At 69.6% G+C, this 20,583-nt stretch carries 21 protein-coding genes; 8 read left to right on the forward strand and 13 right to left on the reverse strand.

Annotation, left to right across the window (positions count from 1 at the left end):
* Positions 1-75: 75 nt before the first annotated feature.
* From dnaG to VG502_RS17350, 8 genes are all read right to left on the reverse strand, one after another.
* Entirely contained in the window at positions 76-1,959 is a 1,884-nt protein-coding gene (dnaG, locus tag VG502_RS17315; protein WP_325551326.1) for a DNA primase, read from the reverse strand.
* 60 nt (positions 1,960-2,019) lie between these two features.
* On the reverse strand, positions 2,020-2,724 hold the full coding sequence (locus VG502_RS17320; protein ID WP_325551327.1) for a DinB family protein: 705 nt from the start codon (positions 2,722-2,724) through the stop codon (positions 2,020-2,022).
* A gap of 64 nt (positions 2,725-2,788) precedes the next feature.
* Positions 2,789-3,838: an NAD(P)H-dependent flavin oxidoreductase gene (locus tag VG502_RS17325; RefSeq protein WP_325551328.1), complete on the reverse strand. Its 1,050-nt coding sequence runs from the start codon at positions 3,836-3,838 to the stop codon at positions 2,789-2,791.
* Positions 3,835-5,067 (reverse strand): deoxyguanosinetriphosphate triphosphohydrolase, encoded by a 1,233-nt coding sequence (locus VG502_RS17330; protein WP_325551329.1) that lies wholly within the window; start codon positions 5,065-5,067, stop codon positions 3,835-3,837. The genes VG502_RS17325 and VG502_RS17330 overlap by 4 nt, the downstream gene beginning before the upstream one ends.
* On the reverse strand, positions 5,064-5,534 hold the full coding sequence (locus VG502_RS17335; RefSeq protein WP_325551330.1) for a hypothetical protein: 471 nt from the start codon (positions 5,532-5,534) through the stop codon (positions 5,064-5,066). Before VG502_RS17335 ends, VG502_RS17330 begins: the two co-directional genes overlap by 4 nt.
* Before the next feature lie 14 nt (positions 5,535-5,548).
* Positions 5,549-5,968 carry a DUF3806 domain-containing protein gene (locus VG502_RS17340; protein ID WP_325551331.1) on the reverse strand — a complete coding sequence of 140 codons (420 nt, stop codon included), beginning with the start codon at positions 5,966-5,968 and terminating at the stop codon, positions 5,549-5,551.
* Complete coding sequence (locus tag VG502_RS17345) at positions 5,965-6,234, reverse strand: DUF2277 domain-containing protein (RefSeq protein ID WP_325551332.1); 270 nt, start codon at positions 6,232-6,234, stop codon at positions 5,965-5,967. The genes VG502_RS17340 and VG502_RS17345 overlap by 4 nt, the downstream gene beginning before the upstream one ends.
* 93 nt (positions 6,235-6,327) lie before the next feature.
* The gene (locus VG502_RS17350; RefSeq protein WP_325551333.1) at positions 6,328-7,092 is read right to left on the reverse strand and encodes a DoxX family protein; all 765 of its coding nucleotides are present in this window, start codon (positions 7,090-7,092) and stop codon (positions 6,328-6,330) included.
* A gap of 140 nt (positions 7,093-7,232) precedes the next feature.
* Between VG502_RS17350 and VG502_RS17355 the strand changes: the two genes are divergently transcribed.
* The gene (locus VG502_RS17355) at positions 7,233-8,063 is read left to right on the forward strand and encodes a sulfurtransferase (protein WP_325551334.1); all 831 of its coding nucleotides are present in this window, start codon (positions 7,233-7,235) and stop codon (positions 8,061-8,063) included.
* A 15-nt stretch (positions 8,064-8,078) separates the two neighbouring features.
* Here the strand turns inward: VG502_RS17355 and VG502_RS17360 are convergent, their stop codons facing one another.
* Positions 8,079-8,930 (reverse strand): carbohydrate kinase family protein, encoded by an 852-nt coding sequence (locus VG502_RS17360; RefSeq protein WP_325551335.1) that lies wholly within the window; start codon positions 8,928-8,930, stop codon positions 8,079-8,081.
* Positions 8,931-8,977: 47 nt separating this feature from the next.
* A complete protein-coding gene (gene pdxR / locus VG502_RS17365) occupies positions 8,978-10,387 on the reverse strand; it encodes a MocR-like pyridoxine biosynthesis transcription factor PdxR (protein ID WP_325551336.1) in 1,410 nt (469 codons plus the stop codon).
* 81 nt (positions 10,388-10,468) lie between these two features.
* Here pdxR and VG502_RS17370 point away from each other — a divergent pair, with 81 nt between their 5' ends.
* Positions 10,469-11,770 (forward strand): amino acid permease, encoded by a 1,302-nt coding sequence (locus tag VG502_RS17370; RefSeq protein WP_325551337.1) that lies wholly within the window; start codon positions 10,469-10,471, stop codon positions 11,768-11,770.
* A 4-nt stretch (positions 11,771-11,774) separates the two neighbouring features.
* The gene (locus VG502_RS17375) at positions 11,775-12,890 is read left to right on the forward strand and encodes a threonine aldolase family protein (RefSeq protein ID WP_325551338.1); all 1,116 of its coding nucleotides are present in this window, start codon (positions 11,775-11,777) and stop codon (positions 12,888-12,890) included.
* Between the two features lie 18 nt (positions 12,891-12,908).
* Here VG502_RS17375 and dusB read toward each other — a convergent pair whose 3' ends face one another.
* Positions 12,909-14,114: a tRNA dihydrouridine synthase DusB gene (gene dusB / locus VG502_RS17380; protein WP_325551339.1), complete on the reverse strand. Its 1,206-nt coding sequence runs from the start codon at positions 14,112-14,114 to the stop codon at positions 12,909-12,911.
* A gap of 69 nt (positions 14,115-14,183) precedes the next feature.
* Between dusB and VG502_RS17385 the strand changes: the two genes are divergently transcribed.
* The 5 genes from VG502_RS17385 (at position 14,184) to VG502_RS17405 (ending at position 18,704) form a co-directional block, all read left to right on the forward strand.
* On the forward strand, positions 14,184-14,888 hold the full coding sequence (locus VG502_RS17385) for a GntR family transcriptional regulator (RefSeq protein WP_325551340.1): 705 nt from the start codon (positions 14,184-14,186) through the stop codon (positions 14,886-14,888).
* Between the two features lie 72 nt (positions 14,889-14,960).
* Positions 14,961-16,517 (forward strand): NCS1 family nucleobase:cation symporter-1, encoded by a 1,557-nt coding sequence (locus VG502_RS17390; protein ID WP_325551341.1) that lies wholly within the window; start codon positions 14,961-14,963, stop codon positions 16,515-16,517.
* 48 nt (positions 16,518-16,565) lie between these two features.
* Positions 16,566-17,495, forward strand: coding sequence for a universal stress protein (locus VG502_RS17395; RefSeq protein WP_325551342.1), 930 nt, complete (start codon positions 16,566-16,568; stop codon positions 17,493-17,495).
* Positions 17,492-18,226 carry an aspartate/glutamate racemase family protein gene (locus tag VG502_RS17400; RefSeq protein ID WP_325551343.1) on the forward strand — a complete coding sequence of 245 codons (735 nt, stop codon included), beginning with the start codon at positions 17,492-17,494 and terminating at the stop codon, positions 18,224-18,226. Before VG502_RS17395 ends, VG502_RS17400 begins: the two co-directional genes overlap by 4 nt.
* A 172-nt stretch (positions 18,227-18,398) precedes the next feature.
* Positions 18,399-18,704: an EthD family reductase gene (locus VG502_RS17405; RefSeq protein ID WP_325551344.1), complete on the forward strand. Its 306-nt coding sequence runs from the start codon at positions 18,399-18,401 to the stop codon at positions 18,702-18,704.
* 4 nt (positions 18,705-18,708) lie between these two features.
* Here the strand turns inward: VG502_RS17405 and VG502_RS17410 are convergent, their stop codons facing one another.
* Positions 18,709-19,317, reverse strand: coding sequence for a response regulator transcription factor (locus tag VG502_RS17410; protein ID WP_325551345.1), 609 nt, complete (start codon positions 19,315-19,317; stop codon positions 18,709-18,711).
* Positions 19,314-20,576: a sensor histidine kinase gene (locus tag VG502_RS17415; protein ID WP_325551346.1), complete on the reverse strand. Its 1,263-nt coding sequence runs from the start codon at positions 20,574-20,576 to the stop codon at positions 19,314-19,316. The genes VG502_RS17410 and VG502_RS17415 overlap by 4 nt, the downstream gene beginning before the upstream one ends.
* Positions 20,577-20,583 lie beyond the last annotated feature (7 nt).

A 20,583-nucleotide genomic window follows, 5' to 3' on the forward strand; every position in this document is an offset into this window, starting at 1 on the left:
CGCTGACTGGGCGCCGGGTTTCGATACGGTCTCCTCCGCTTCGCTCCCCCGACCTACTCAACCCGCAGGGAACTCTCACTCGAGGTTGGCCAGCAGGTCGTTCAGCGAACGCTGCAGGGTCGTCAGCTGCGCCGAGATGGTGCGGGTCTGCTCGGGGTCATCGCTGCGGCGCAGCGAACTCATCACCTGCGAGATCTTCCGCCGCAGCGCGACCTCGCGCACCCGCACCACCAACGACCGCACGTAGTGCCAGTCCGGCCTGCCCTGGCTGTCCAGCTTGGTGGGCAGAGCCTCCACGGCCAGCTGCGCGACCAGGGGACGCACCACCTCGGGGACGGACTCGTTGATCGCCGAGACCCACGCACCCTGACTGCGGGTCGGGTCGATACCGATGGCGCGCACGGCCTCGAACACCGCGCGGTGCGCCGGCGCCGTCAGGTCGGCCGGATCCACCGGGTCCAACTGCTGGGTCGGCACCGCCGACGGGAACTGCACGACGCACTGCAGCAGCATGTGCTCGGCGCGCACGATCGGGTCACGCAGGTCGGGCGGCTCGTATGCCGGGGCGGGCGCCGCCGCCTCCGAGGCCGCATCGACCTGCTTGTCGCGCGTCCTCTTCGCGGCCTCGGCGATGCCGCCGCGCGGCGCTCGCCGGACGGCCTGCTGGAAGTCGCCCACGTCGACGCCCAGGTGGCGGGAGACCTCGCGGATCAGCTCCTCCCGGGCGAGCGGGTCACGTATGTCGGCGACGATCGGCGCCAGCGCGCGGGTTGCAGCGACGCGGCCGGCGACGGAATCCAGGTCGAAGCGCTCCAGCGTGGTGCGTACGACGAACTCGAACATCGGCGTCGCGCCGTCGACGAGATCCTTGACCGCCTCCGGACCGGCGGAGATCCGCAGCTCGCACGGGTCCTGGCCGTCGGGCGCGATGGCGACGAAGGACTGCGACGCCCAGCGCTGGTCCTCGTCATACGCCTTGAGCGCGGCCTTCTGGCCGGCCGAGTCGCCGTCGAACGTGAAGATGACCTTGGCCGGGCTGCCGCTCGCCTCGTCGCGCAACAACCGTCGCAGCAGCTTGATGTGCTCGACCCCGAATGCCGTCCCACACGTCGCAACGGCCTGCGTGACACCGGACAGGTGGGCGGCCATGACATCGGTGTAGCCCTCGACGACCACCGCACGACGATCGTCGGCGATCGACTTCTTCGCCAGGTCGAGCCCGTAGAGGACCCGCTGCTTCTTGTAGATCGCGGTCTCGCCGGTGTTGAGGTACTTGGCTGGGCGCGGGTCGCCGTCGAAGATCCGTCGTGCCCCGAAGCCGACCGTGTCCCCGGTGATGTCCCGGATCGGCCAGAGCAGCCGCCCCTGGAACACGTCGTAGCCGCCGCGGTTGATCAGGCCCGCAGCGAGCATCTCGTCCCGGTTGAAACCCTTGTCGCGCAACACTTTTGACAGCGCATGGCCGTCGGTGGGCGCGTAGCCCAGGCCGAACTGCTCGGCGATCGCTCCGTCGAACTCCCGACCGCGCAGATAGTCGCGGGCGGCACGGGCTTCGGGCATCTCCGGCAGCAGCGAGGAATAGAACTCCTCCGCCACGCGGTGCGCCTCGAGCAACCGGGTGCGCCGCCCGATGCTCTCCTCGCGGGGACGGACGCCGTCCTCGTAGTGCAGCTCGACGCCCACCTTGCCGGCGAGACGTTCGACGGATTCGGCGAAGCTGAGGTGGTCGACCTCCTGGACGAACGAGATGACATCGCCGCCCTTGCCGCAGCCGAAGCAGTGGTAGAAACCCTGCGTCGGATTGACCGAGAAGCTCGGGGTCTTCTCATCGTGGAACGGGCACAGCCCGACCAGGTTGCTGCCGGACCGGCGCAGCGTGACGTGCTCGCTGACGACGTCCTCGATGGAGCTGCGCTCCTTGACGAGCTCCACGTCTTCGGACTTGATGCGACCCGCCATAACAACGGCAGTCTAGGTGCGGGCCGAGGTCACCGGACGTGGGCATCCACAGGGCGGGTGCTATTCGAGCGTCGCGAGGTCACGGACGGCGAAGCCGTGATGCTCGAACTCCTCGTTCAGCACGGTCCGCAGGCACTCCAGGACCGTCCTCCCCTTGGCGTATGGCGGCCACACGTCGTCATCCGGCACGGGAGCCGGCCGGGCGAGGTCGTCGGCCGTGCACTCGGCGAGCCACGACGCCAGCGACTCCGCCTGCTTCGCCCGAACCGCCAGCACCTCGTCCAGCGTGGGGTCGGCCGCACGATCCAGACCGGGTGTGGCCTCGGCCGGCATACCGTCGGTCGTCAGCCCGAAGGATGTGAATGACTCGCTCCGGCCGAGGCAGCACCGGATGAACCATGAGTCGTGCACGAAGACCAGATGCCGCAGTGTCTGGATCGCCGACCACTCGCCACCCACCGACGTGCGCTCGATGCCCGGCGATCGCCGCAACCGCTCGACCGTGCTCGCCCAGGCGCCCCGCAGCTGCCGCCACGCCTCGCGCAGGTCGGCCACGTCGTCGGACCGGATCAGCACGCGCACCGGATGACGGCGATCCAGCTCCGTCTCGACGTAGGGCATCACCGGGACGCCGTTGACGGTCAGGTCGTCCAGCAGACCGTCGATCTCCGCGCCGCGCATGACCACACCCACGAATCGGGCGCGATCCAGCACGCATTCACGGAATTCGGTGGCGGTGAAGTCACGGTCGACGAATCGCTCCATGCGCTGAAGATAGCTCTGGGCTACGACATCCTCGGTCAGTCGCCGGACGGGGACTTCGAGACGCTCACTCGTTCCTCGCTCGCTCCTCGGCCACCTTGGCGGCCAGTGCGGCGACCACGTCGGCGGCGGCCCCGGGCTGCGCCTGCCGCCAACCGGTGCCCGCCCAGAGGCTCACCAGTTCGCGGTCGTCGGTGGCGGCGCCGGCAGCACGCAGTGGCTTGGTCAGCTGGTTCACGATCGGGTAGACCGGCACGGCGACCGGGTCGAAGCGGGCCACGAAGTCATTGCGTATGGCGCGCGCCGGGCGACCGCTGAACGCACGTGTCACCACGGACTCGGTGAGATCGGCTGCGGTGAACCCGGCGCGATAGGCGGCGTTCATACCCGACTCGTCGGTGAGCAGGAACGCCGAACCGCATTGCACCGCAACGGCTCCCGCGGCCAGCGCGTCGTCGACGTCCTGCGCGGTCATCACACCGCCGGCGACGACGACCGGCAGGTCGGTGGCGGCCAGCACGTCGGGCAGCAGCTCACGCCAGCCCGAGCTGTTCGGCTCGGCATCGACCTGATGCGTGCCGCGGTGCCCGCCGGCATCAGTGCCCTGGAGACACAGCAGGTCGGCTCCTGCAGCGACTGCTGCCCGTGCCTCCCCCGCATCCGTGACCGTCGCGAGCACCTGCGTCCCGACCGCGTGCAACCGTCGCACCACGTCGGCCGGAGGCGGCCCGAAGATGAACGACACCACCGCGACACGTGCCTGCTCGAGGACGTCGACCTTGGCGGCGAAGTTGTCACTGCCGTCCCAGCGCGGCTCGGGCAGTTGCACGTCGGCCGCCGCAGCGACGGGCGCCAATGCCTCGGCATACGAACGCAATCGGGCGCTGTCGCGCTCTTCGTCGACAGGTGTCGGCATGAAGAGATTGACCCCGAAGGGTTGGTCGGTCAGCTCCCGGACCCGGGCGATGCCCTCGGCCAGCTTGTCGCCGGTCAGGTAACCACCGGGGAACAGGCCCAGACCGCCGGCGCCGCTGATCGCGGCCGCCAGCTGCGGTGTGCCGGTACCGGCCATCGGTGCGCCGACGATCGGCAACTCGGAGAGATTCCACATACTCATGTCCATTCCTCGGCGAGGGCACGCGCCCGATGGTCGGTGAGGGAAGCGATCTGGTCGACCACGACGCGCAAGGCGGCAGCGTCATTCTCCGCCGCCGCGTGATCCTCGGCGAAGAGCGGGTCGAGCCGGTCGGGGTGTTCCTGGTAGCGAGTGAAGAGCGTCTCGATGATCCGGCGTTGCTCGGCCTGCAGGGTGCGGCGTTCGTCGGTCATCATCACCCAGCGCGCGGCGACTGCCTTGAGCATCACGCATTCGGCCAGCACGTCATTCGGTATGACGACGTGCGCGGCGTAGCGCGTCAGCGGACCGTCGCCGAACTTGTCCCGGGTCGCCTGCTCCGCGCTGCCGACGAACCGGCCGATCAGTCGACTGGTCATGTCCTTCAGCGCCGCAACTCCCTGGCGGCCCGGCCGTTGCTGCTCCGGTATGACGCCCGACGCGAGCAGACGCTCGAAAGACCCTGCCAGCTCAGCGGTTTCGAGTTGCGGTGCGTAGATGCGCCGGGCAATGCCGGCGAGGACGTCGATCTCGTCACGGGATCGCATCGCGCGCACGTCGATCAGTCCGGCGGTGATGCCGTCCTCGACGTCATGCACGGAGTAGGCCACATCGTCGGCCCAGTCCATCACCTGCGCCTCGACGCAACGCTGCTGGCGGTGGCCCGTCGGCACCGTTGCTCGCGCCCAGTCGAAGACCTGCTCGTCGGCTTGATAGCAGCCGAACTTGCTGGGATGAGAACGACTTTCACCGCGGAACCACGGGTATTTGCTCGCCGCGTCGAGGGAGGCGCGCGTGAGGTTGAGCCCCACGGACTCGCCGTCAGCCCGTGATCGCTTGGCCTCCAGTCGGGTCAGGATGCGGAAGGTCTGTGCATTGCCCTCGAAACCGCCGATGTGACCGCACAGTTCGTTGAGGGCGCCCTCGCCGTTGTGCCCGAAGGGCGGATGCCCCAGGTCGTGTGCCAGACACGCGGTGTCGACGACATCGGCGTTGCAGCCGATGGCCTCGCCGAACTCCCGGCCGATCTGCGCGACCTCGAGTGAGTGCGTCAATCGGTTACGGATGAAGTCGTTGTGTGGTTGCAGCACCTGGGTTTTGGCGGCCAGCCGCCGCCACGCGGCCGAGTGCAGCACCCGCGCACGGTCACGCGCGAAGTCGTCGCGGTCGGCACGCTTCTGTGCCGGGTCCTCCCGGACGAAGCGCTGCCGGTCGTATGCCGAATAGCTCATCCGGCGGCGCTCATCCGACCGCTCGGCCGGAGGCTGCGCAGCGCGTCGCCCAGCGATCGGACGGACCGCTCGTGGTAGCCGCCCATCGCCAGCCCCGCGTTGCGCTCGAACACGTTGCGCGACGCGAAGTCGCCGGTCCGCACCCAGGACCAGGCGAGCGCGCCGACATACAGCGGGATGAAGGGCAGCCCGCCGCACACCACGTATTGCCAGCTGTGCTGCTCCTCGTGGGTCACCAGGAGTGGGTGCTCGAGTTGCAGGTCCTTCCAATCGTCTTTGGAGACAACGACATTGCCGACGGTGAACGCGCCCGCGACCGGGAAACCGAACCGGTAGCCGCCGGCCAGATAGAGGCCGCGAGGGCCCTTCGTCATACGGGCCCGGCCGAGGCGCGCGATCGCGAAACCGAGGGCCGTCGAACCGTTGGCCCAGTTCGCGCACCACCTCACCCGGCTTGCCGCGGTCATCGCTGCGGACGGCATCACTCGCCGGTGCCCTCGATGTTGCGCATCAGCTCCCGCGCGAAGACGGGCAGCCAGCCGCGCTGGCGCTGCTCCCATGCCTGCGCGACCGGGTCGATCGGGTAGAGCACACCGAGATCGTCGGCGGATGCGAGCGCGAGGTCGGAACCCTGGCTGTCTCCGGCGACGCGCCATTGCAGACCCGAATTGCGTTGGAGGTACTCCCCCATCGCCATCGCGATCATCGTCAGCGTCGGTGTCGGATCGACGCGGTCGGCTGCCGGGGTCAACAGCACCTCGTGCACGTAGTCGTCATAGGCGGCGCCGATGGAATCGATGTCGTCGACGTCGATCCCGGCGGCCTGTGCGTCACCCAGCCACCCGGCCAGCGCCCGCTGTGCCCTGCGGTCCAGTGGCTGGACGGTGATCTCGGCGGTCACGATGCGTAGCGTGCGGCCGAGCGAGCGCGTGCCTTGGCAGCCTCTTCCTCACGGTCCTTCGGCGGGGCCGTGGTGACCAGCGAATCGATCAGCTCCCGGCTGGCGCGGGTGATCGCGGCCACGGCCTTGTCATAGGCGGCCTCGTTGGCCTTCGACGGTTTCGTGCTGCCGGCGATCTTGCGGACGAACTGCAGCGCAGCAGCGCTGACCTCGTCATCGGTGGCCGGAGGCTCGAAGTTGTTCAGCGGACGGATGTTGCGACACATGCCTTCATTGAACCCGATATCGCGGTGCGGGACGAGCAACGCCCGCCGGTGCACCACCTCGGGTGATGCGCCGGCGGGCGTCGGAACGACCTGTCAGGCGAGCTGGGCGCGGGCCTGGTGGGCCGCCTTGGACGCGCGCTCGGCGGCGCGGCGGCCGACCTCGCCGCCACGCTCGCGGACGGCCTCGGCGAACACCGGGGCCTGCTCCCGAGCGGCTTCGGCGACGGCCTCGCCGCGCTCCCTGACGGCCTCGGCGATGCCGGGCGCCTGCTCCTTGGCGACGCTCGCCCAGTGGGCGCCGTGTTCCTTGGCCGCCTCGGCGACGTGGCCGACCGTGTCCTTCAGCGAGCTCACGGTCTCCGAGCTCTCGCTGCCGGACGGCAGTGCCGACGCCACCGCGTCCCCGGCGTGGTGCGCGGCCGCGCGGGTGCGCCAGGCGGCGCTCGGCTTGCCCTCGGTGTCGACCGCGGCGATGAGCAGTCCGCCGAGCAAGCTGAGGTTCTTGAAGAAATGGATCCGTTGCTGCGCGCGGGCCGTCGGGTCGCTCTCCTGCCAGAACGGGTGTCCGGCCGCGGTCGTGGGCACAACGCTGGCGGCGAGCGCGAGCGCCCCGACCCGAGGGAATTTGCCGGTCGCGAGCATGACGCCGCCGACCACCTGCACGCCGGCATTGAGTCGCACTGCGGTGGTCGGGTCGGTGGGAACGAGGGACGCGACCTGCTGCGGCAACACCGAGCGCAGCTTGTCGACCACCGGCGCCGCGGCCGGCGCGGCGTGGTCGGGGTTCCGCAGCGTGTTGAAACCGCCGACCACGAAGATCGACGACAACATCGGGCGGGCAAGGCGGCGAACAATCACGGGCTGGCCTCCATGGGTGGGTCTGGTTGCTCGAGTGCCCCACGAGGGACACCTGGACCACTTGAGCCTACCCACGCCGGGACGAGTCATGCGGCCCCGCCGCCGTTGCGGCCGCTGCACGCGACCATCACACTTCAGGTATGACGCGCCCCACGCATCCGCTGATCATCCCGAGCGCACTGGCGACCGTCCTGGACTCCGTGACCCTGCTCGACACCCGCTGGGAGCTCGGCGTGCCGACGCGCCGGCCGGCATACGACGCCGGTCATCTGCCGGGTGCGGCGTGGGTCGAGTTCGAGGGTGTGCTGGCCGATGCCCCGGGTGCCGGCGGGCGCCACCCGATGCCGCAGCGCGACGTTTTCGCCGCCGCGATGCGGGCCGCGGGCGTGGACAACGACCGGCCCGTGGTGGTCTACGACGACGGCAATTCGCTCGCGGCCAGCCGGTGCTGGTGGTTGCTGAAGTATTTCGGGAAGGAGGACGTGCAGGTCCTCGACGGTGGTTTCGCCGCGTGGGCGGCAGCGGGCCTGCCGGTGTCCACCGACGAGGTGCCGCCCGCCGACGGTGACTTCTACCCGACCGATCCCGGCGCGGCACTGCTCGACGCGGACGGCGCGGCGGATTTCGCGGTGACCAAGTTGCTCCTCGACGCACGGCCGGCCGACCGGTTCGCGGGCCGCAACGAGACCGTCGACCCGATCCCGGGGCACATCCCGGAGGCGGTCTCCTCCCCGTCCCTGGCCAACGTCACGGAGTCGGGTGCGTTCCTGCCACCGGACGACCTGGCGATGCGCTTCACCGCACTCGGCATCCGGACCGACAGCGAGGTGGGTGTCTACTGCGGTTCGGGAGTGCAGGCGACGCATCTGGCGCTCGCGCTCGAGGCCAGTGGCATCCGCCCTCGCACCAGCATCTACATCGGGTCCTGGTCGCACTGGATCACCGACCCGGAGCGACCCGTCGAGGTGTGATCCGCCCGATCGCGGTCAGCCGAGCAGCGCCGGATGCAGGGCGTCGGTGGACAGCGCCACGGCCGCCTGACGGGCACCCGCGGTCAGTGCCTCGCCCGGTGCGGCTCCGCCGAGCGTCGCCATCATGAACCCCGCGGCGAAGGCATCGCCGGCCCCGTTGGTGTCCACCACCGTCACCGGAACAGCCGGGGCGCGGAACAGCTCGCCGTCACCGGTCAGGCAGATCGCTCCGTCCGCGCCCAGGGTGCAGACCGCCAGGCGGGGCCCGCGCCGCAGACAGGAGGCCATCAGCTGCTGTGGGTCGTCGGTCCGGTCTGCATTCATGAAGACGACGTCGGCCACGCGCACGAACGGCTCGTGGAACGCCGAATCCCCGTCGTAGTCATGCAGATCCACCCACAACGACCGCGCCCGCACCGCCGGCTCGGCCACGAGCCGCAACCCGAGCGCGGACAGGTCGACGAATGCCGCGTCGGCCTCGAGTATGGCGGACGCCGCCGCGGCCACGTCCTCCTCCGACGGCTCGCACGGCACGGCCGTCACCAGGCTGATCCGCTCACCCGCGGGCGTCATGAGATTGACGTGCGACTCCGTCGCTCCCCCTGCCAGCGGGACCACCGTGGCGCCGGTCCGGGCGAGCGCGGCCGACGCCTGCGCACCGAAGGCGTCGGCCCCCAGCGGCGTCACCAGCGTCGTGCGCGCATTCAGCCCCGCCAGATGAGCGGCCTTGCCGGCCGAGGTCCCACCGACGGCCCACCACGAGCGCCGGGCGAACTCAAGGTGCGGGATCGCCTCGGGCAGCGAGTCCAGCTCGATGAGATGGTTCCAGGTCGTTGGGCCGGCAACGACCACAGACGGAGAAGGCACGACTCGATTCGACCACGAGCGGCCTCTCAATCGGAGCGACCCGCCGCTCAGCGCCGCAGCACGGCACCGATCCGGCGCACCGCCTCCGGCACGCGAGGCTCGTCGATGTGCCGAAGACCGAGGGCCAGGCCGTGCACGGGTGGCTGGTCGATGAAGCGCGGCGAGAGCGGCTCGACACCGACGCCCTCCGCCTCCAGCGCTGCGGCGACCTTCCGGTCCGAGCGGCGCTGATCGCGGAACCTGGTGCACACGTGTAACCCGGCCGTCGAAGGGTATGGCGTGAGCACGTCGTCCAGCTCGGACAACTCGCGCAACAGCACCGACCTCCGGCCGGCGTAGACGCGCGTCGCACGGCGGACGTGTGCGGCCAGCAGACCCTCGGCGAGGAAGCGTGCCATCGCGCCCTGCGTGACGGTGTCGCCCTGCCAGTCGCTGAGCGACTTCGCGGTCCGCAGCGCGGGCTGCAGCGACCGCGGTGCCACCACGTAGCCGACCCGCAGCATCGGCATCAGGACCTTCGAGAAGGACCCGACGTAGGCGACGCGGCCACACCGGTCCAGGCTCTGCAGGGGCGCGAGCGCCCTTGACCCATAACGAAATTCGCTGTCGTAGTCATCCTCCACGATCAGCGCGCGATGGGACTCCGCCCAGTCCAGCAGCGCTGTCCGCCGACGCAACGACATCACCGCACCGGTCGGGAACTGGTGCGACGGGGTGACGTAGACCAGCCGCGCCCGGTCCGGCAACGCGTCGACGACCAGTCCCTCGTCGTCGACCGGCACACCGCGCACGTCGGCGCCCTGTGAGGCGTAGAGCCGGAGCACCGCGGTGTAGCCGGGGTCCTCGACCGCGACCGTGTCGCCCGGTGCGAGCAGCACCCGTCCGATCAGGTCGAGCGCCTGCTGCGCGCCGCCGGTCAGGAGCACGTCCGGGCCGTCGGTCATCACCGAGCGCGACAGCCGCAGGTGTCTCGCGATCTCGGCCTGCAGCTGTGGATGCCCGGAACCGTCGTAGACCGGCTGATCCTGCAGCGCGGGTCGCAAGGTGGCCGAGACCAACCGGCGCCATACGGCGAACGGGAAGAGCCGGGTGTCCGGGCCGGCGACCGACAGGTCGTAGTCCAGTGACGGTGCATCCGGCACCGCGGCGGGCAGCCGGTCCCACACCTCGAGCGGGCGCACCTCACCGACCGGCGCCGACGCCGGACGAGCGGTCCCGACCTCACGACTGACGAAAGTCCCTGCACCGACACGTGATTCGAGATATCCCTCAGCCAGGAGACGGTTGTATGCCGCCGTGACGGTGCCGCGTGCGACGCCGAGCTCCTGAGCCATCGATCTCGTCGCGGGCAGCCGCTCTCCCGGCGGCAACCGGCCGGAGGCGATGCCGTCGAGCAGGTGTTGATAGATCCGCGCAGTGCGGTCACCCGATCCGGACAGATCGACGAGGAGATCCATCCCGGACACTCTAGATTGGACCAATCAGATTGGCGAGAAGTGGATCTTCACCGGACCATTGACCAGCGCCAGAATCGAGCCATGAAGGGTTCGCTGTCGGTGCCGCAGGGCGCCGCACTCTCGATCGGGGCGGTTCTCGGTACGGGGGTGATCACCCTGCCGTCTCTCGGCGTTCAGGTCGCCGGACCGGCATCGCTCATCGCGTGGATCGCGTTGGTGATCCTCAGCATTCCGCTCGCGGCCACCTTCGCCACGATGGGTGCGCGCCGCCCCGACGGCCGGGGTGTCTCGGCATACGTCGACGACGCCTTCGGCTCGCGCGCCGCCGGCGCGGTCGGCTGGTGCTTCTACTTCGCGGTGCCGGTCGGCGCTCCCCCGGCCAGCCTGATGGCCGGGGCGTATGTCGCCGAAGCCGTCGGCGGCGGCCGCACCACCGCCGTCGCGACCGGTGTGTGCCTGATCGGTGGTGTCGGGCTGCTGAACGCCGCGGGCCTGCGCTTGTCCGGGCGGGTGCAGCTCGCGCTCACCGCGGTCCTCGCCGGCGTGATGTCGGTGGCCGTGCTGGTCGCGGCACCGCACGCGAGCACCGCGCTTCTGACACCGTTCGCGCCGCACGGGATCGGCGCCATCGGTGCCGCCGCCGCGTTGCTGGTGTGGGGCTTCGCCGGGTGGGAGGCGATCGCCCCGCTCGCGGGCGACTACCGCAACCCGTCGCGGGACCTGCCCCGGGCCACCGCCATCGCCATCGTCGTGGTCGGCGTCCTCTACCTCGCGCTCGCCGCAGCGACCGTTCTGGTGCTCGGCCCGGGCGCGGCCCATACCGACGCACCCCTCTCCGCGCTGCTGGTGGCCGGTCTCGGCGGACCGGCGCGCATCGTGACGGCCGTCATCGCGGTGATGCTGACCTTCGGCGCGATGAACGCCTACTTCGCCGGCGGATCGCGACTCGGCGCGGCCCTGGCCGCCGACGGAGCACTGCCCGCCGCGTTCGCGAAGGGATCCCAGGCGGGCGGCATCCCGCGGCGCAGCCTCGCGCTGCTGACCGGACTCGCGCTCGCCTCGCTGATCGCCAACGAGGTCCTCTCCTTCGATCTGACCCAGCTGATGCTCCTCGCGACCGGCTGCTTCACCGCGGTCTACGTGCTGGGCACCGCCGCCGCCGTACGTCTTCTGCCCCGCGGCGGTGCTGCGTGGTGGACCGCGCTCATCGCGTTCGTCAGTGTCTGCGCACTGCTGGTCATGAACGGGCCGCACGTCCTGTGGGCGCTCGGCGCCGCCGGGGCATCGCTGGTCTATCGCGCCATACGCCGGGAAACACCTGTCACCACAACACTTCAGGCCACCGACCAGTCCTGCGCCGAGGAGGCCTCTCCGGCAGGATGAGGCCATGCCGACAGCCAGCAACGACACGTCACCGGGAACTTCGTCACGTGCGGAACGGTTCGCGGCCGCCGCGGCCGGCGCTCGAAGGATGCTCGGCCACCAGGTCGGCACACCCGGTGAGGCGCTCGCCACGGTCGCGGAAAGCGTTGACCCGACTGCCGATTGGGACATGTATGGCGAGGGCTGCCTCATCGCCGAGCTCGAATCGCGCGTGGCGGAGCTCCTCGGTAAGCCGGCCGTGGTGTTCTTCCCGAGTGGAGTGATGGCCCAGCAGGCGGCGCTGCGGTGCTGGACCGATCGGTCCGGATCCCGGCGCGTGGCGATCCCCGACCTGTCCCATCTGCTGCGCCACGAGCTGGACGGCCCCGCACTGCTGCACGACCTGCGCTACGAACGGCTCGGCGCCGGGCGGCAACTGCCAACCGTCGACCAGCTCGACGCCATACCGGGCCGGCTGGGCGCCGCGCTGCTGGAGCTGCCGTTGCGCGAGGCGGGGTTCGTGCTGCCGACGTTCGCCGAACTCGTCGAGTTCAGCAAACATTGCCGGGACCGCGCCGTGCCGCTCCATCTCGACGGTGCGCGCCTCTGGGAGTCCACGCCGCACCTCGGCAGGTCACTGGCGGACGTTGCCGCACTGGCCGACAGCGTCTACGTCTCCTTCTACAAGGGACTCGGAGCTTTCGCCGGTGCGGCACTGGCCGGGCCGGAGGATCTGGTGGCCGAGGCGCGCCAGTGGCGCCGCCGGCTCGGCGGGACGCTCTACGGCATGACGGCGTATGCCGCCTCCGCCCTCGCCGGTCTGGACGAGCACCTGCCCCGGATGGCCGAGTATCACGATCGGGCGGTCGAGCTCGCGGCACTCCTGAGCGAGCGAGGCTTCCGCGTCATACCCGACCCGCCGCACACCAGGGAGTTCGTCGTCTACGCGCCGGGGGCGCCGGAAGCGTTGAACGAGAAGGTGATCCAGCGGTTGGAGCGCGACCGGGTCGTCTCCGTCCGGAGCTGGACCGGCGCGGACGTGCCGGGCTGGTCGTGGACCGAGGTCTCGGTCGGGTCGGCGACGATGCAATGGAGCGCCGGCGAGGTCGTCGACGCGCTGGCCTCCGTCCTCGAGGGCTGAGCGCCGCGCACGATAGGATCAGCCGCCGCTGCTCCAGGCCTCGGCGGCGGCCACGTCGCGACGGGTGTCGTCGTCGACGGTGCGCGAGTCCAGCCAGCCCTCCGGCAGTACGACGTGCCGTTCGGAACCGGCGCGTCCGCGCGGCCCCTCCGCGGCCTCTCCCGGCCACGGCTGGTCGAGATCGAGGCTGCCGATCAGGTCATCCAGCGACGCGAGCGACTTCACCAGGCCGAGACCGGCGCGCAACTCCGAGCCGACGCGGAATCCCTTGAAGTACCAGGCGATGTGCTTGCGTATGTCGCGGCAGGCCTTGTCCTCGGACTCGAAGAACTCGGCCAGATAGACGGTGTGCAGCCGCAGCGTGTCGGCGACCTCGCGCATCGTCGGCTGCACTCGCGTGGAGCCCCCGGCGAACGCCGCGGCCAGGTCGGTGAACAGCCAGGGACGCCCGAGACAGCCACGGCCGACGACGACGCCGTCGCAGCCGGTCTCCCGGACCATCCGCAGCGCGTCCTCGGCGGACCAGATGTCGCCGTTGCCGAGCACCGGGATGCTCGTGACGGCCTGCTTGAGTTGTGCGATGGCGTTCCACTGCGCATGCCCGGAGTAGGCCTGCGCGGCGGTGCGCGCGTGCAGTGCGACGGCCGCCGCACCCTCACCCTCGGCGATCCGGCCGGCCTCCAGGAACGTCAGGTGGTCCTCGTCGATGCCCCTGCGCATCTTGACCGTCACCGGGATGTCGTACGGCGCAGCGGCCCGGACCGCTGCCGACACCACGCCGCGGAAGAGATCGGTCTTCCACGGCAGGGCGGACCCCCCACCCTTGCGGGTGACCTTGGGCACGGGGCAGCCGAAGTTGAGATCGATGTGATCGCAACGGTTTTCACTGGCCAACAGATGTGCGGCACGACCGGTGGTCTCCGGGTCGACGCTGTAGAGCTGGATGGACCGCGGCGACTCGTCGGGATCGTGCTCGATGAGCCGCATGGTCATCGCGTTGCGTTCGACCAGGGCGCGCGAGGTGATCATCTCGCTCACGTAGAGGCTGGTCGCTCCCGACGCCCCGCCGGCGGCCGAGCCCTCATCGCCATACCTGCGACACAGGCGGCGGAACGCGCGATTGGTGATGCCCGCCATCGGCGCCAGCACCACGGGTGAGGCGATCGTGTGCCTGCCGATCTGCAGCGGCGGAAGCACGGGTGTCGGAGTCAGGGTGTCGGTCATCGCGTCATACATGGTCCCAGGAGTGCGGCATACAGCCCAAATCCGGTGCGAGGCGGGATACTGGGAGGAATGGTCAACGAAGCGAGCGAGTGGATCGGTCAACTCCGCCCGGCGGAGGGATACGCGACGGGTCCCTACGTCCTCAGCGAGCTGCGACGCGTCATCGTCACCGGACAGGTGCGGCCGGGAGCCACGCTTCCCGTCGACGAGATCGGCGCCTTCTTCGAGGTCAGTCGGATCCCGGTCCGCGAAGCCCTCAAGACGCTCATCGGTGAGGGCCTCGTGCGCCATCAGCCGCGCGGTGGCTACACCGTGACGGTGCTGAGCGGCCCGGAACTGCACGAGCTCTATCTCGTGCGCGGAGCGCTGGAAGCCGCCGCCATCGAAGCGGCGACCGCGGCCGCGACCGCTGACGACGACGCTCGTGCCCGGGCCATCCACCAGGAGCTCACCGAGGCGATCGACGCCGACGACGTGCAGCGCTACCAGAACCTCAGCCGTGCCTTCCACGAGGCGCTGCTGGCTCCGTGCGGTATGCCGCGGCTGCGGCACATGCTCGGCCTGGTCGCCGATCTGACGGAGCCGTCACAGGCGATGAGCCTGCTGGAGTCCACGCAGCGTGCGGAGCTGCAGACCGACCATGCGGTCATGCTCGAGGCCTTCCTGCAGCGTGACGGCACGCGTCTGAGCGCGGTGGCTCGCGGCCACCACGGACGATTGACGGCATACATCGACGAGGCGCGCAATGGTTCCGGAGATATATCTGTCTCCTGACGGATATATCTGTCGGCCCGTCCTATGGGCGGCTCCGCGCTCCTAGATTGCTCATCAACCTTAGGAGGCGCGATGTCGAACACCGAACGCTTGGACCAGCCGCTGGAGCACAGCCTGCAGGACGTGGCCCTGACCGACGTTGTCGCGCCCGAGTGCGACCAACGCCTGTACAACTTCGACATCGCACCGTCGCGGAAACAGGGCCGCACCTGGAGCTCGTACAACATCTTCACACTGTGGGCGAACGACGTGCACAGCCTCGGCAACTACACGTTCGCCATCGGACTGTTCGCGCTGGGCCTGGGCGCCTGGCAGATCCTGCTCGCGATGGGTTTCGGATCGCTGTTCCTTCTGGTCCTGCTCACCATCTCCGGCTTCGTCGGCTACAAGGTGGGCGTTCCCTTCCCGGTGATGAGCCGGATCAGCTTCGGCGTCCGCGGCGCCCACATCCCGGCGTTGTTCCGCGGCGGCGTCGCGATCGCCTGGTTCGGGATCCAGACCTATCTGGCGTCGCTGGTCTGCAACATCCTGGTGCTGGCGCTGTTCCCCGGCGCGAAGGTGCTGACCGAGCACAAGATCCTCGGCCTGAACCACCTGGGCTGGATCTGCTTCGCCGCACTCTGGCTGATCCAGGTCATCATCGCCTGTTACGGCATCGAGATGGTCCGTAAGTTCGAGGCGTACTCCGGGCCGATCATCCTGGTCACGTTCCTGATCATGGCCGTCGCGGTCATCATCCAGGCCAAGGGACACATCACCTGGGAACCGCAGGCCACCCGCGCCGGCAAGCCCTGGGCGCTGCACGGCTGGGACATGTGGCACGAGATCCTCGCCGGGGCCTCCGGATGGGTCGCCATCTACGGCACGTTCGTGCTCAACTTCTGCGACTTCACCCGCGGGGCCAAGTCGAAGCGGTCCGTCGTGGTGGGCAACGTCGCCGGCATACCCGTCAACATGCTCTTCTTCGGGTGCATCGTGCTCCTGCTGGCCGGCGGCCGGTTCAGCGTCGACGGGCACGTCATCGCGGGCCCGGAGGACGTGGTCCAGACCTTCGCGACACCGTTCCTCGTGCTCGCCTGTCTCGCCCTGGTCGTCCTGACCATCGGCGTCAACCTGATGGCGAACTTCGTCGCACCGGCCTACGCCCTGACGAACCTCTCCCCCAAGAAGCTGAACTTCCGCAGGGCGGCCATCATCTCCGGGGTCATCGGCTTCGTCATCCTGCCGTGGAACCTCTACAACTCCCCCGCCGTGATCAATTACTTCCTCGGCGGACTGGGCGCCGTCCTCGGCCCGCTGTTCGGCATCGTGATGGCCGACTACTGGGTGCTGCGCAAGCAGAAGGTGAACGTCCCCGATCTCTACACGTTCGACCCCAACGGCGATTACTACTACACCAAGGGCGTCAACAAGCGGGCCGTGATCGCGCTCGTGCCGTCTGCCCTGATCTCGATCGCCTTCGCGTTCTCCGGCCAGATCCACGAACTCCACGCACTCAGCACGTTCGGCCCGTTCTCGTGGTTCATCGCCGCCGGCATCGCGTTCGTCCTCTACCTGATCGTGGCCGACCGCTCGCGCACCTTCCGCGAGGTGGACGGCGAAGCGATCGCCGTACAAGCCCACCACTGACGGTCCACCACCTCCGGACCACCACCCATCCGTCGAAGGAGAACCCTCATGACGACGATCGTCGCCTATCAACCGGGAGTCGCCGGACTCGAAGCACTGCGGCTGGGGGCCTTCATCGCCCGGTCGACCGGCTCCCGCCTGCTGGTGACCATGGTGATGGAGACGCCGTCGGCGCCGTCCGTCGCGCGGGTCGACTTCCAGTACACCAGCCTGCTCCGCCAGCAGCTGGTCGCCGAGCTGGAAGAAGCCAAGCGCGACACCCCGAGCGATGTCGACGCCGAGTTCCGCATCCACGACGCCCGCTCGATACCCAGCGGACTCGTCGAGCTGGCCGAGACCGAGGCCGCCGATGTGATCGTCGTCGGCAACTCATCGCACGGTGTGCTCGGGCGGGTGAGCCTGGGCAGCGTCACCAACCACCTCGTGCACTCCAGCCCCGTCCCAATTGCCTTGGCACCACGCGGATTTCGCGCGGACGCCGACGACCGGGTACGCCGTGTCAACGCGGCATACGGGGGCCTCGCCGGCACGTCGGGACTGATCCTCGCCGCGGCGGGCATCTGCTCCGAGACCAGTGCCGAGCTGCGGCTGACGTCCTTCTCCGTGCAGCCGCGCAGCATCACCACCGACATCATCGCCGAGGACGAGTTGCGGACCAGGGTGACGGCGGATGTGCGCGACAACGCTGCGCAGGCACTCGCCGGCGTCAGGGAACTCCCGCACGCCCCGAGGATCGCCGAGACCGCCGTCGGATTCGGTGAGGACTGGGCCGACGCCATCGAGCACGTCGGCTGGGACGACGGTGACGTGCTCGTCGTCGGCTCCAGCGACATGGGCGCCGGCCGCCGGGTGTTCCTCGGCTCGACCGGCATGCGGATCGTGCACGAGTCGCCGGTCCCGGTGGTCGTCGTGCCCGGCAACGCCGTACAACACCTGGTCGAACGCGCCGAGGAGTCACGAGCGGGGGCCGGCCGATGAAGATCCTCGTCGTCAACGTCAACACCACCGAGACCATGACCAAGACCATCGGTGAAGCCGCGCGCGTCGCCGCCGCACCGGGCACCGAGATCATCCCGCTGACGCCATACTTCGGCGCCGAGTCGTGCGAGGGCAACCTGGAGAGCTACCTGGCGGCCGTCGCGGTGATGGATCGGGTCCTCGCCTACGACGGCGAGTACGACGCCGTCATCCAGGCGGGGTATGGCGAGCACGGCCGTGAGGGACTGCAGGAGCTCCTCGACGTGCCGGTCGTCGACATCACCGAGGCCGCCGCGTCGACCGCGCAGTTCCTCGGGCACCGGTACAGCGTCGTCACCACCCTCGACCGGACCGTGCCGCTCATCGAGGACCGGCTGATGCTGGCCGGACTCGACCGCCGGCTGGCATCGGTCCGTTCATCCGGTATGGCGGTGCTGGAGCTGGAGTCCGAGCCCGAGCGGGCTGTCGAGGCCATCGTGCGCGAGTGCGAGCTGGCGGTGACGCAGGACCGGGCCGAGGTCATCTGCCTGGGCTGCGGTGGCATGGCCGACCTCGAGGCCACCGTGAAGGAACGCACCGGTGTTCCCGTCGTCGATGGTGTCGCCGCGGCCGTCACCATCGCCGAGGGCCTGCACCGGCTCGGGCTGCGCACCTCCAAGGTCCGCACCTACGCCCCGCCACGCCCGAAGCAGATCACCGGCTGGCCGGTGACCACCCAGCAGGCCGAGTAGCGTCCCGCCGTCGTCGCCGCGGTCCTGAACGGTCGCCGGCGGCGGGTGAGCGGTCGATCAGCGCTCGTCCTGTCGCACCTGATGCAATCGTGCCAGTCTGGCGGTCTGGAGTTCGAGCAGTCCGTGAACGGACGAGTCCTCGAACAGAACCGCATCAGCGTTAGGAAGACCCGTGCCCCAGTTGATCGTCACCTACGGCCAGCCCGACGACCCCGCCGCGTTCGACAGTCATTACACGTCGATCCACCGGCCGCTCGTCGACAAGATCCCGGGTCTGCAGGGCTGGCACGCCGGCCACTGCGCCACGACCGACGGTTCCGACGCGCCCTACTACCTGGTGGCTGTCCTGAACTTCGAGTCGCAGGAATCCCTCGCTGCCGGAACGGGATCCGCCGAGGGTCAGGCCGCCGTCGCGGATGTCGCCAACTTCGCCACCGGCGGTGCGACGATGCTGGTCACCGACGATCTCGTCGGCTGACGAGCTACAGCCAGCCGTTGGACTCGGCGATCTGCGCGGCCTCGGCGCGGGTGCGCGCGCCGGTCTTGCCGATGACCGCCGACAGGTGATTGCGCACCGTCCCCTCGGACAGGAAGAGTGCCCCGGCGATGTCGGCGACGGTGCCACCGGCGCGCGCGGTCCGCAGCACATCCGTCTCGCGTGCGGTCAGCGGCGACTCCCCCGCGATCAGGCTGTCGGTCGCGAGCGCCGGGTCGACGACGCGCAGGCCCTGATGCACGCGGCGTACGGCGTCGGCGAGTTCACGTGCCGGAGTGTCCTTGACCACGAAACCCGCTGCGCCTGCTTGTAATCCGCGGCGCAGATAACCCGGCCGGCCGAAGGTGGTCACGATCAGCACCCGAGTGGCCGGCAACGCCTTGCGCAGTTCGGCGGTCGCGGAGATGCCGTCCATGCCGGGCATCTCGACATCCATCAGGACGACGTCCGGTTGACTCTCCCTGGCCGCTGGCACGACCTCGGTGCCGTCGCCGACCTCACTGACGACCGTCAGATCGCTCTCCAGCTCCAGCAGCGCCGCGAGCGCCCCGCGCACCAGCGCCTGGTCGTCCGCGAGCATCACCTTGATCGTCATGCCAGTGCCTCCCCCGACCGTCGCCCGACTGTATGACGCTCAGCGTCACCCCCGGCATCCGCCCCGGCAGCCACGTGCGAGATGTCCGAACTCGCCGCAACAGTGACCGAGAACCCGTGTGGTTCAACAGATCTGGTGATGAGTACCGCACCGGCTGCGAGTGCACGCTCGCGCAGGCCGGCCAGGCCGTTGCCGTCGTCCGTGTCCGAGGTGATCCCCACACCGTCGTCCGCCACGGTGATCGACGACGGGGTGACGGTGATGGTGCAGGTGGACGCTCTGCTGTGCCGCAGCACATTGGTGACGCATTCGCGCACGGTCCAGGCGAACGGTTCGACCAGGTCGGCCGGCACCTGGTCGAGTGCCGTCGGTGTGTGACCGGTGATGCCGGCCGCTGCGAGCGCCTCCTTCGCACGGGCGAGCTCGCCCGACAGGGAGATCTCCCGATAGCCCTCGACAGCTCGGCGGACGTCGGCGAGCGCCGTACGCGACAGCCGCTCGAGGTCTGCGACCTCGGTCCGCGCCCGCTCGTCGGCCCCTGCATCCAGCAAGCGCCCGGCCAGCTCGGCCTTCACCGTGATCACCGTCAGCGAGTGCCCGAGGATGTCGTGCAGGTCGCGCGCCATCCGGTTGCGTTCCTGCTGCACCATGAGTTCGGCGTTGACCTGCCGCGATTCCCGCAGCAGGTGTTGCCGACGCCCGGCGACCATCCCGACGGTGATGGCGACCCCACCGAAACCGAGGCCGACGAAGGTGCTCGGGTCCGCGTGCCACCCCGGTAGATCCCACAGCATGATGTAGGCGACCGCCGTGGCGATGACGGTGATCCAGCCCCAGACCAGGGGCAGGGTCCACAGTCCCGAGAGCGCGAAGAAGATGAGAGCCGCGATGCCGTCCTGACCGACCGCCACGATGCACACGGCCGCCAGTGCCCCGAGCAGGACATAGCGGACGCCGTCGCGCGGCCGCGCCCGATAGCCCCACGGGTACGACAACCGGAAGAAGGCCGCACGGCAGCTGTAGAAGTGCCAGAGATAGACGGCGCAGAAGACCGGGACCGCGACGACCCCGACCATGCCACCAACGGTGTTGAGGTGGCGCACCGCGTCGATGAACGGCTGGAGCATCCAGAACAGCCAGATACCGGCCCAGAAGACCATGATCAGGCGGTTGCCGACCGACTCCTCGGTGTCGCTGTCGAACGCGGCAACCAACCCCGAAGTGCGCTTCGGGGTCGGCCGCCGCAGGTTCTCCTCCATCGCTGCT

The organism is Flexivirga sp., assembly GCF_035551235.1.
In the GTDB taxonomy this organism is placed as follows: Bacteria; Actinomycetota; Actinomycetes; order Actinomycetales; family Dermatophilaceae; genus Flexivirga.

What these genes read in the sequence shown, in the direction of transcription:
- dnaG (WP_325551326.1), bottom strand. Translation starts at nt 1,959, where the DNA reads ATGGCGGGTCGCATCAAGTCCGAAGACGTGGAGCTCGTCAAGGAGCGC.
- VG502_RS17320 (WP_325551327.1), bottom strand. Translation starts at nt 2,724, where the DNA reads ATGGAGCGATTCGTCGACCGTGACTTCACCGCCACCGAATTCCGTGAA.
- VG502_RS17325 (WP_325551328.1), bottom strand. Translation starts at nt 3,838, where the DNA reads ATGAGTATGTGGAATCTCTCCGAGTTGCCGATCGTCGGCGCACCGATG.
- VG502_RS17330 (WP_325551329.1), bottom strand. Translation starts at nt 5,067, where the DNA reads ATGAGCTATTCGGCATACGACCGGCAGCGCTTCGTCCGGGAGGACCCG.
- VG502_RS17335 (WP_325551330.1), bottom strand. Translation starts at nt 5,534, where the DNA reads ATGACCGCGGCAAGCCGGGTGAGGTGGTGCGCGAACTGGGCCAACGGT.
- VG502_RS17345 (WP_325551332.1), bottom strand. Translation starts at nt 6,234, where the DNA reads ATGTGTCGCAACATCCGTCCGCTGAACAACTTCGAGCCTCCGGCCACC.
- VG502_RS17355 (WP_325551334.1), top strand. Translation starts at nt 7,233, where the DNA reads ATGACGCGCCCCACGCATCCGCTGATCATCCCGAGCGCACTGGCGACC.
- pdxR (WP_325551336.1), bottom strand. Translation starts at nt 10,387, where the DNA reads ATGGATCTCCTCGTCGATCTGTCCGGATCGGGTGACCGCACTGCGCGG.
- VG502_RS17370 (WP_325551337.1), top strand. Translation starts at nt 10,469, where the DNA reads ATGAAGGGTTCGCTGTCGGTGCCGCAGGGCGCCGCACTCTCGATCGGG.
- VG502_RS17375 (WP_325551338.1), top strand. Translation starts at nt 11,775, where the DNA reads ATGCCGACAGCCAGCAACGACACGTCACCGGGAACTTCGTCACGTGCG.
- dusB (WP_325551339.1), bottom strand. Translation starts at nt 14,114, where the DNA reads ATGACCGACACCCTGACTCCGACACCCGTGCTTCCGCCGCTGCAGATC.
- VG502_RS17385 (WP_325551340.1), top strand. Translation starts at nt 14,184, where the DNA reads ATGGTCAACGAAGCGAGCGAGTGGATCGGTCAACTCCGCCCGGCGGAG.
- VG502_RS17390 (WP_325551341.1), top strand. Translation starts at nt 14,961, where the DNA reads ATGTCGAACACCGAACGCTTGGACCAGCCGCTGGAGCACAGCCTGCAG.
- VG502_RS17395 (WP_325551342.1), top strand. Translation starts at nt 16,566, where the DNA reads ATGACGACGATCGTCGCCTATCAACCGGGAGTCGCCGGACTCGAAGCA.
- VG502_RS17400 (WP_325551343.1), top strand. Translation starts at nt 17,492, where the DNA reads ATGAAGATCCTCGTCGTCAACGTCAACACCACCGAGACCATGACCAAG.
- VG502_RS17410 (WP_325551345.1), bottom strand. Translation starts at nt 19,317, where the DNA reads ATGACGATCAAGGTGATGCTCGCGGACGACCAGGCGCTGGTGCGCGGG.
- VG502_RS17415 (WP_325551346.1), bottom strand. Translation starts at nt 20,576, where the DNA reads ATGGAGGAGAACCTGCGGCGGCCGACCCCGAAGCGCACTTCGGGGTTG.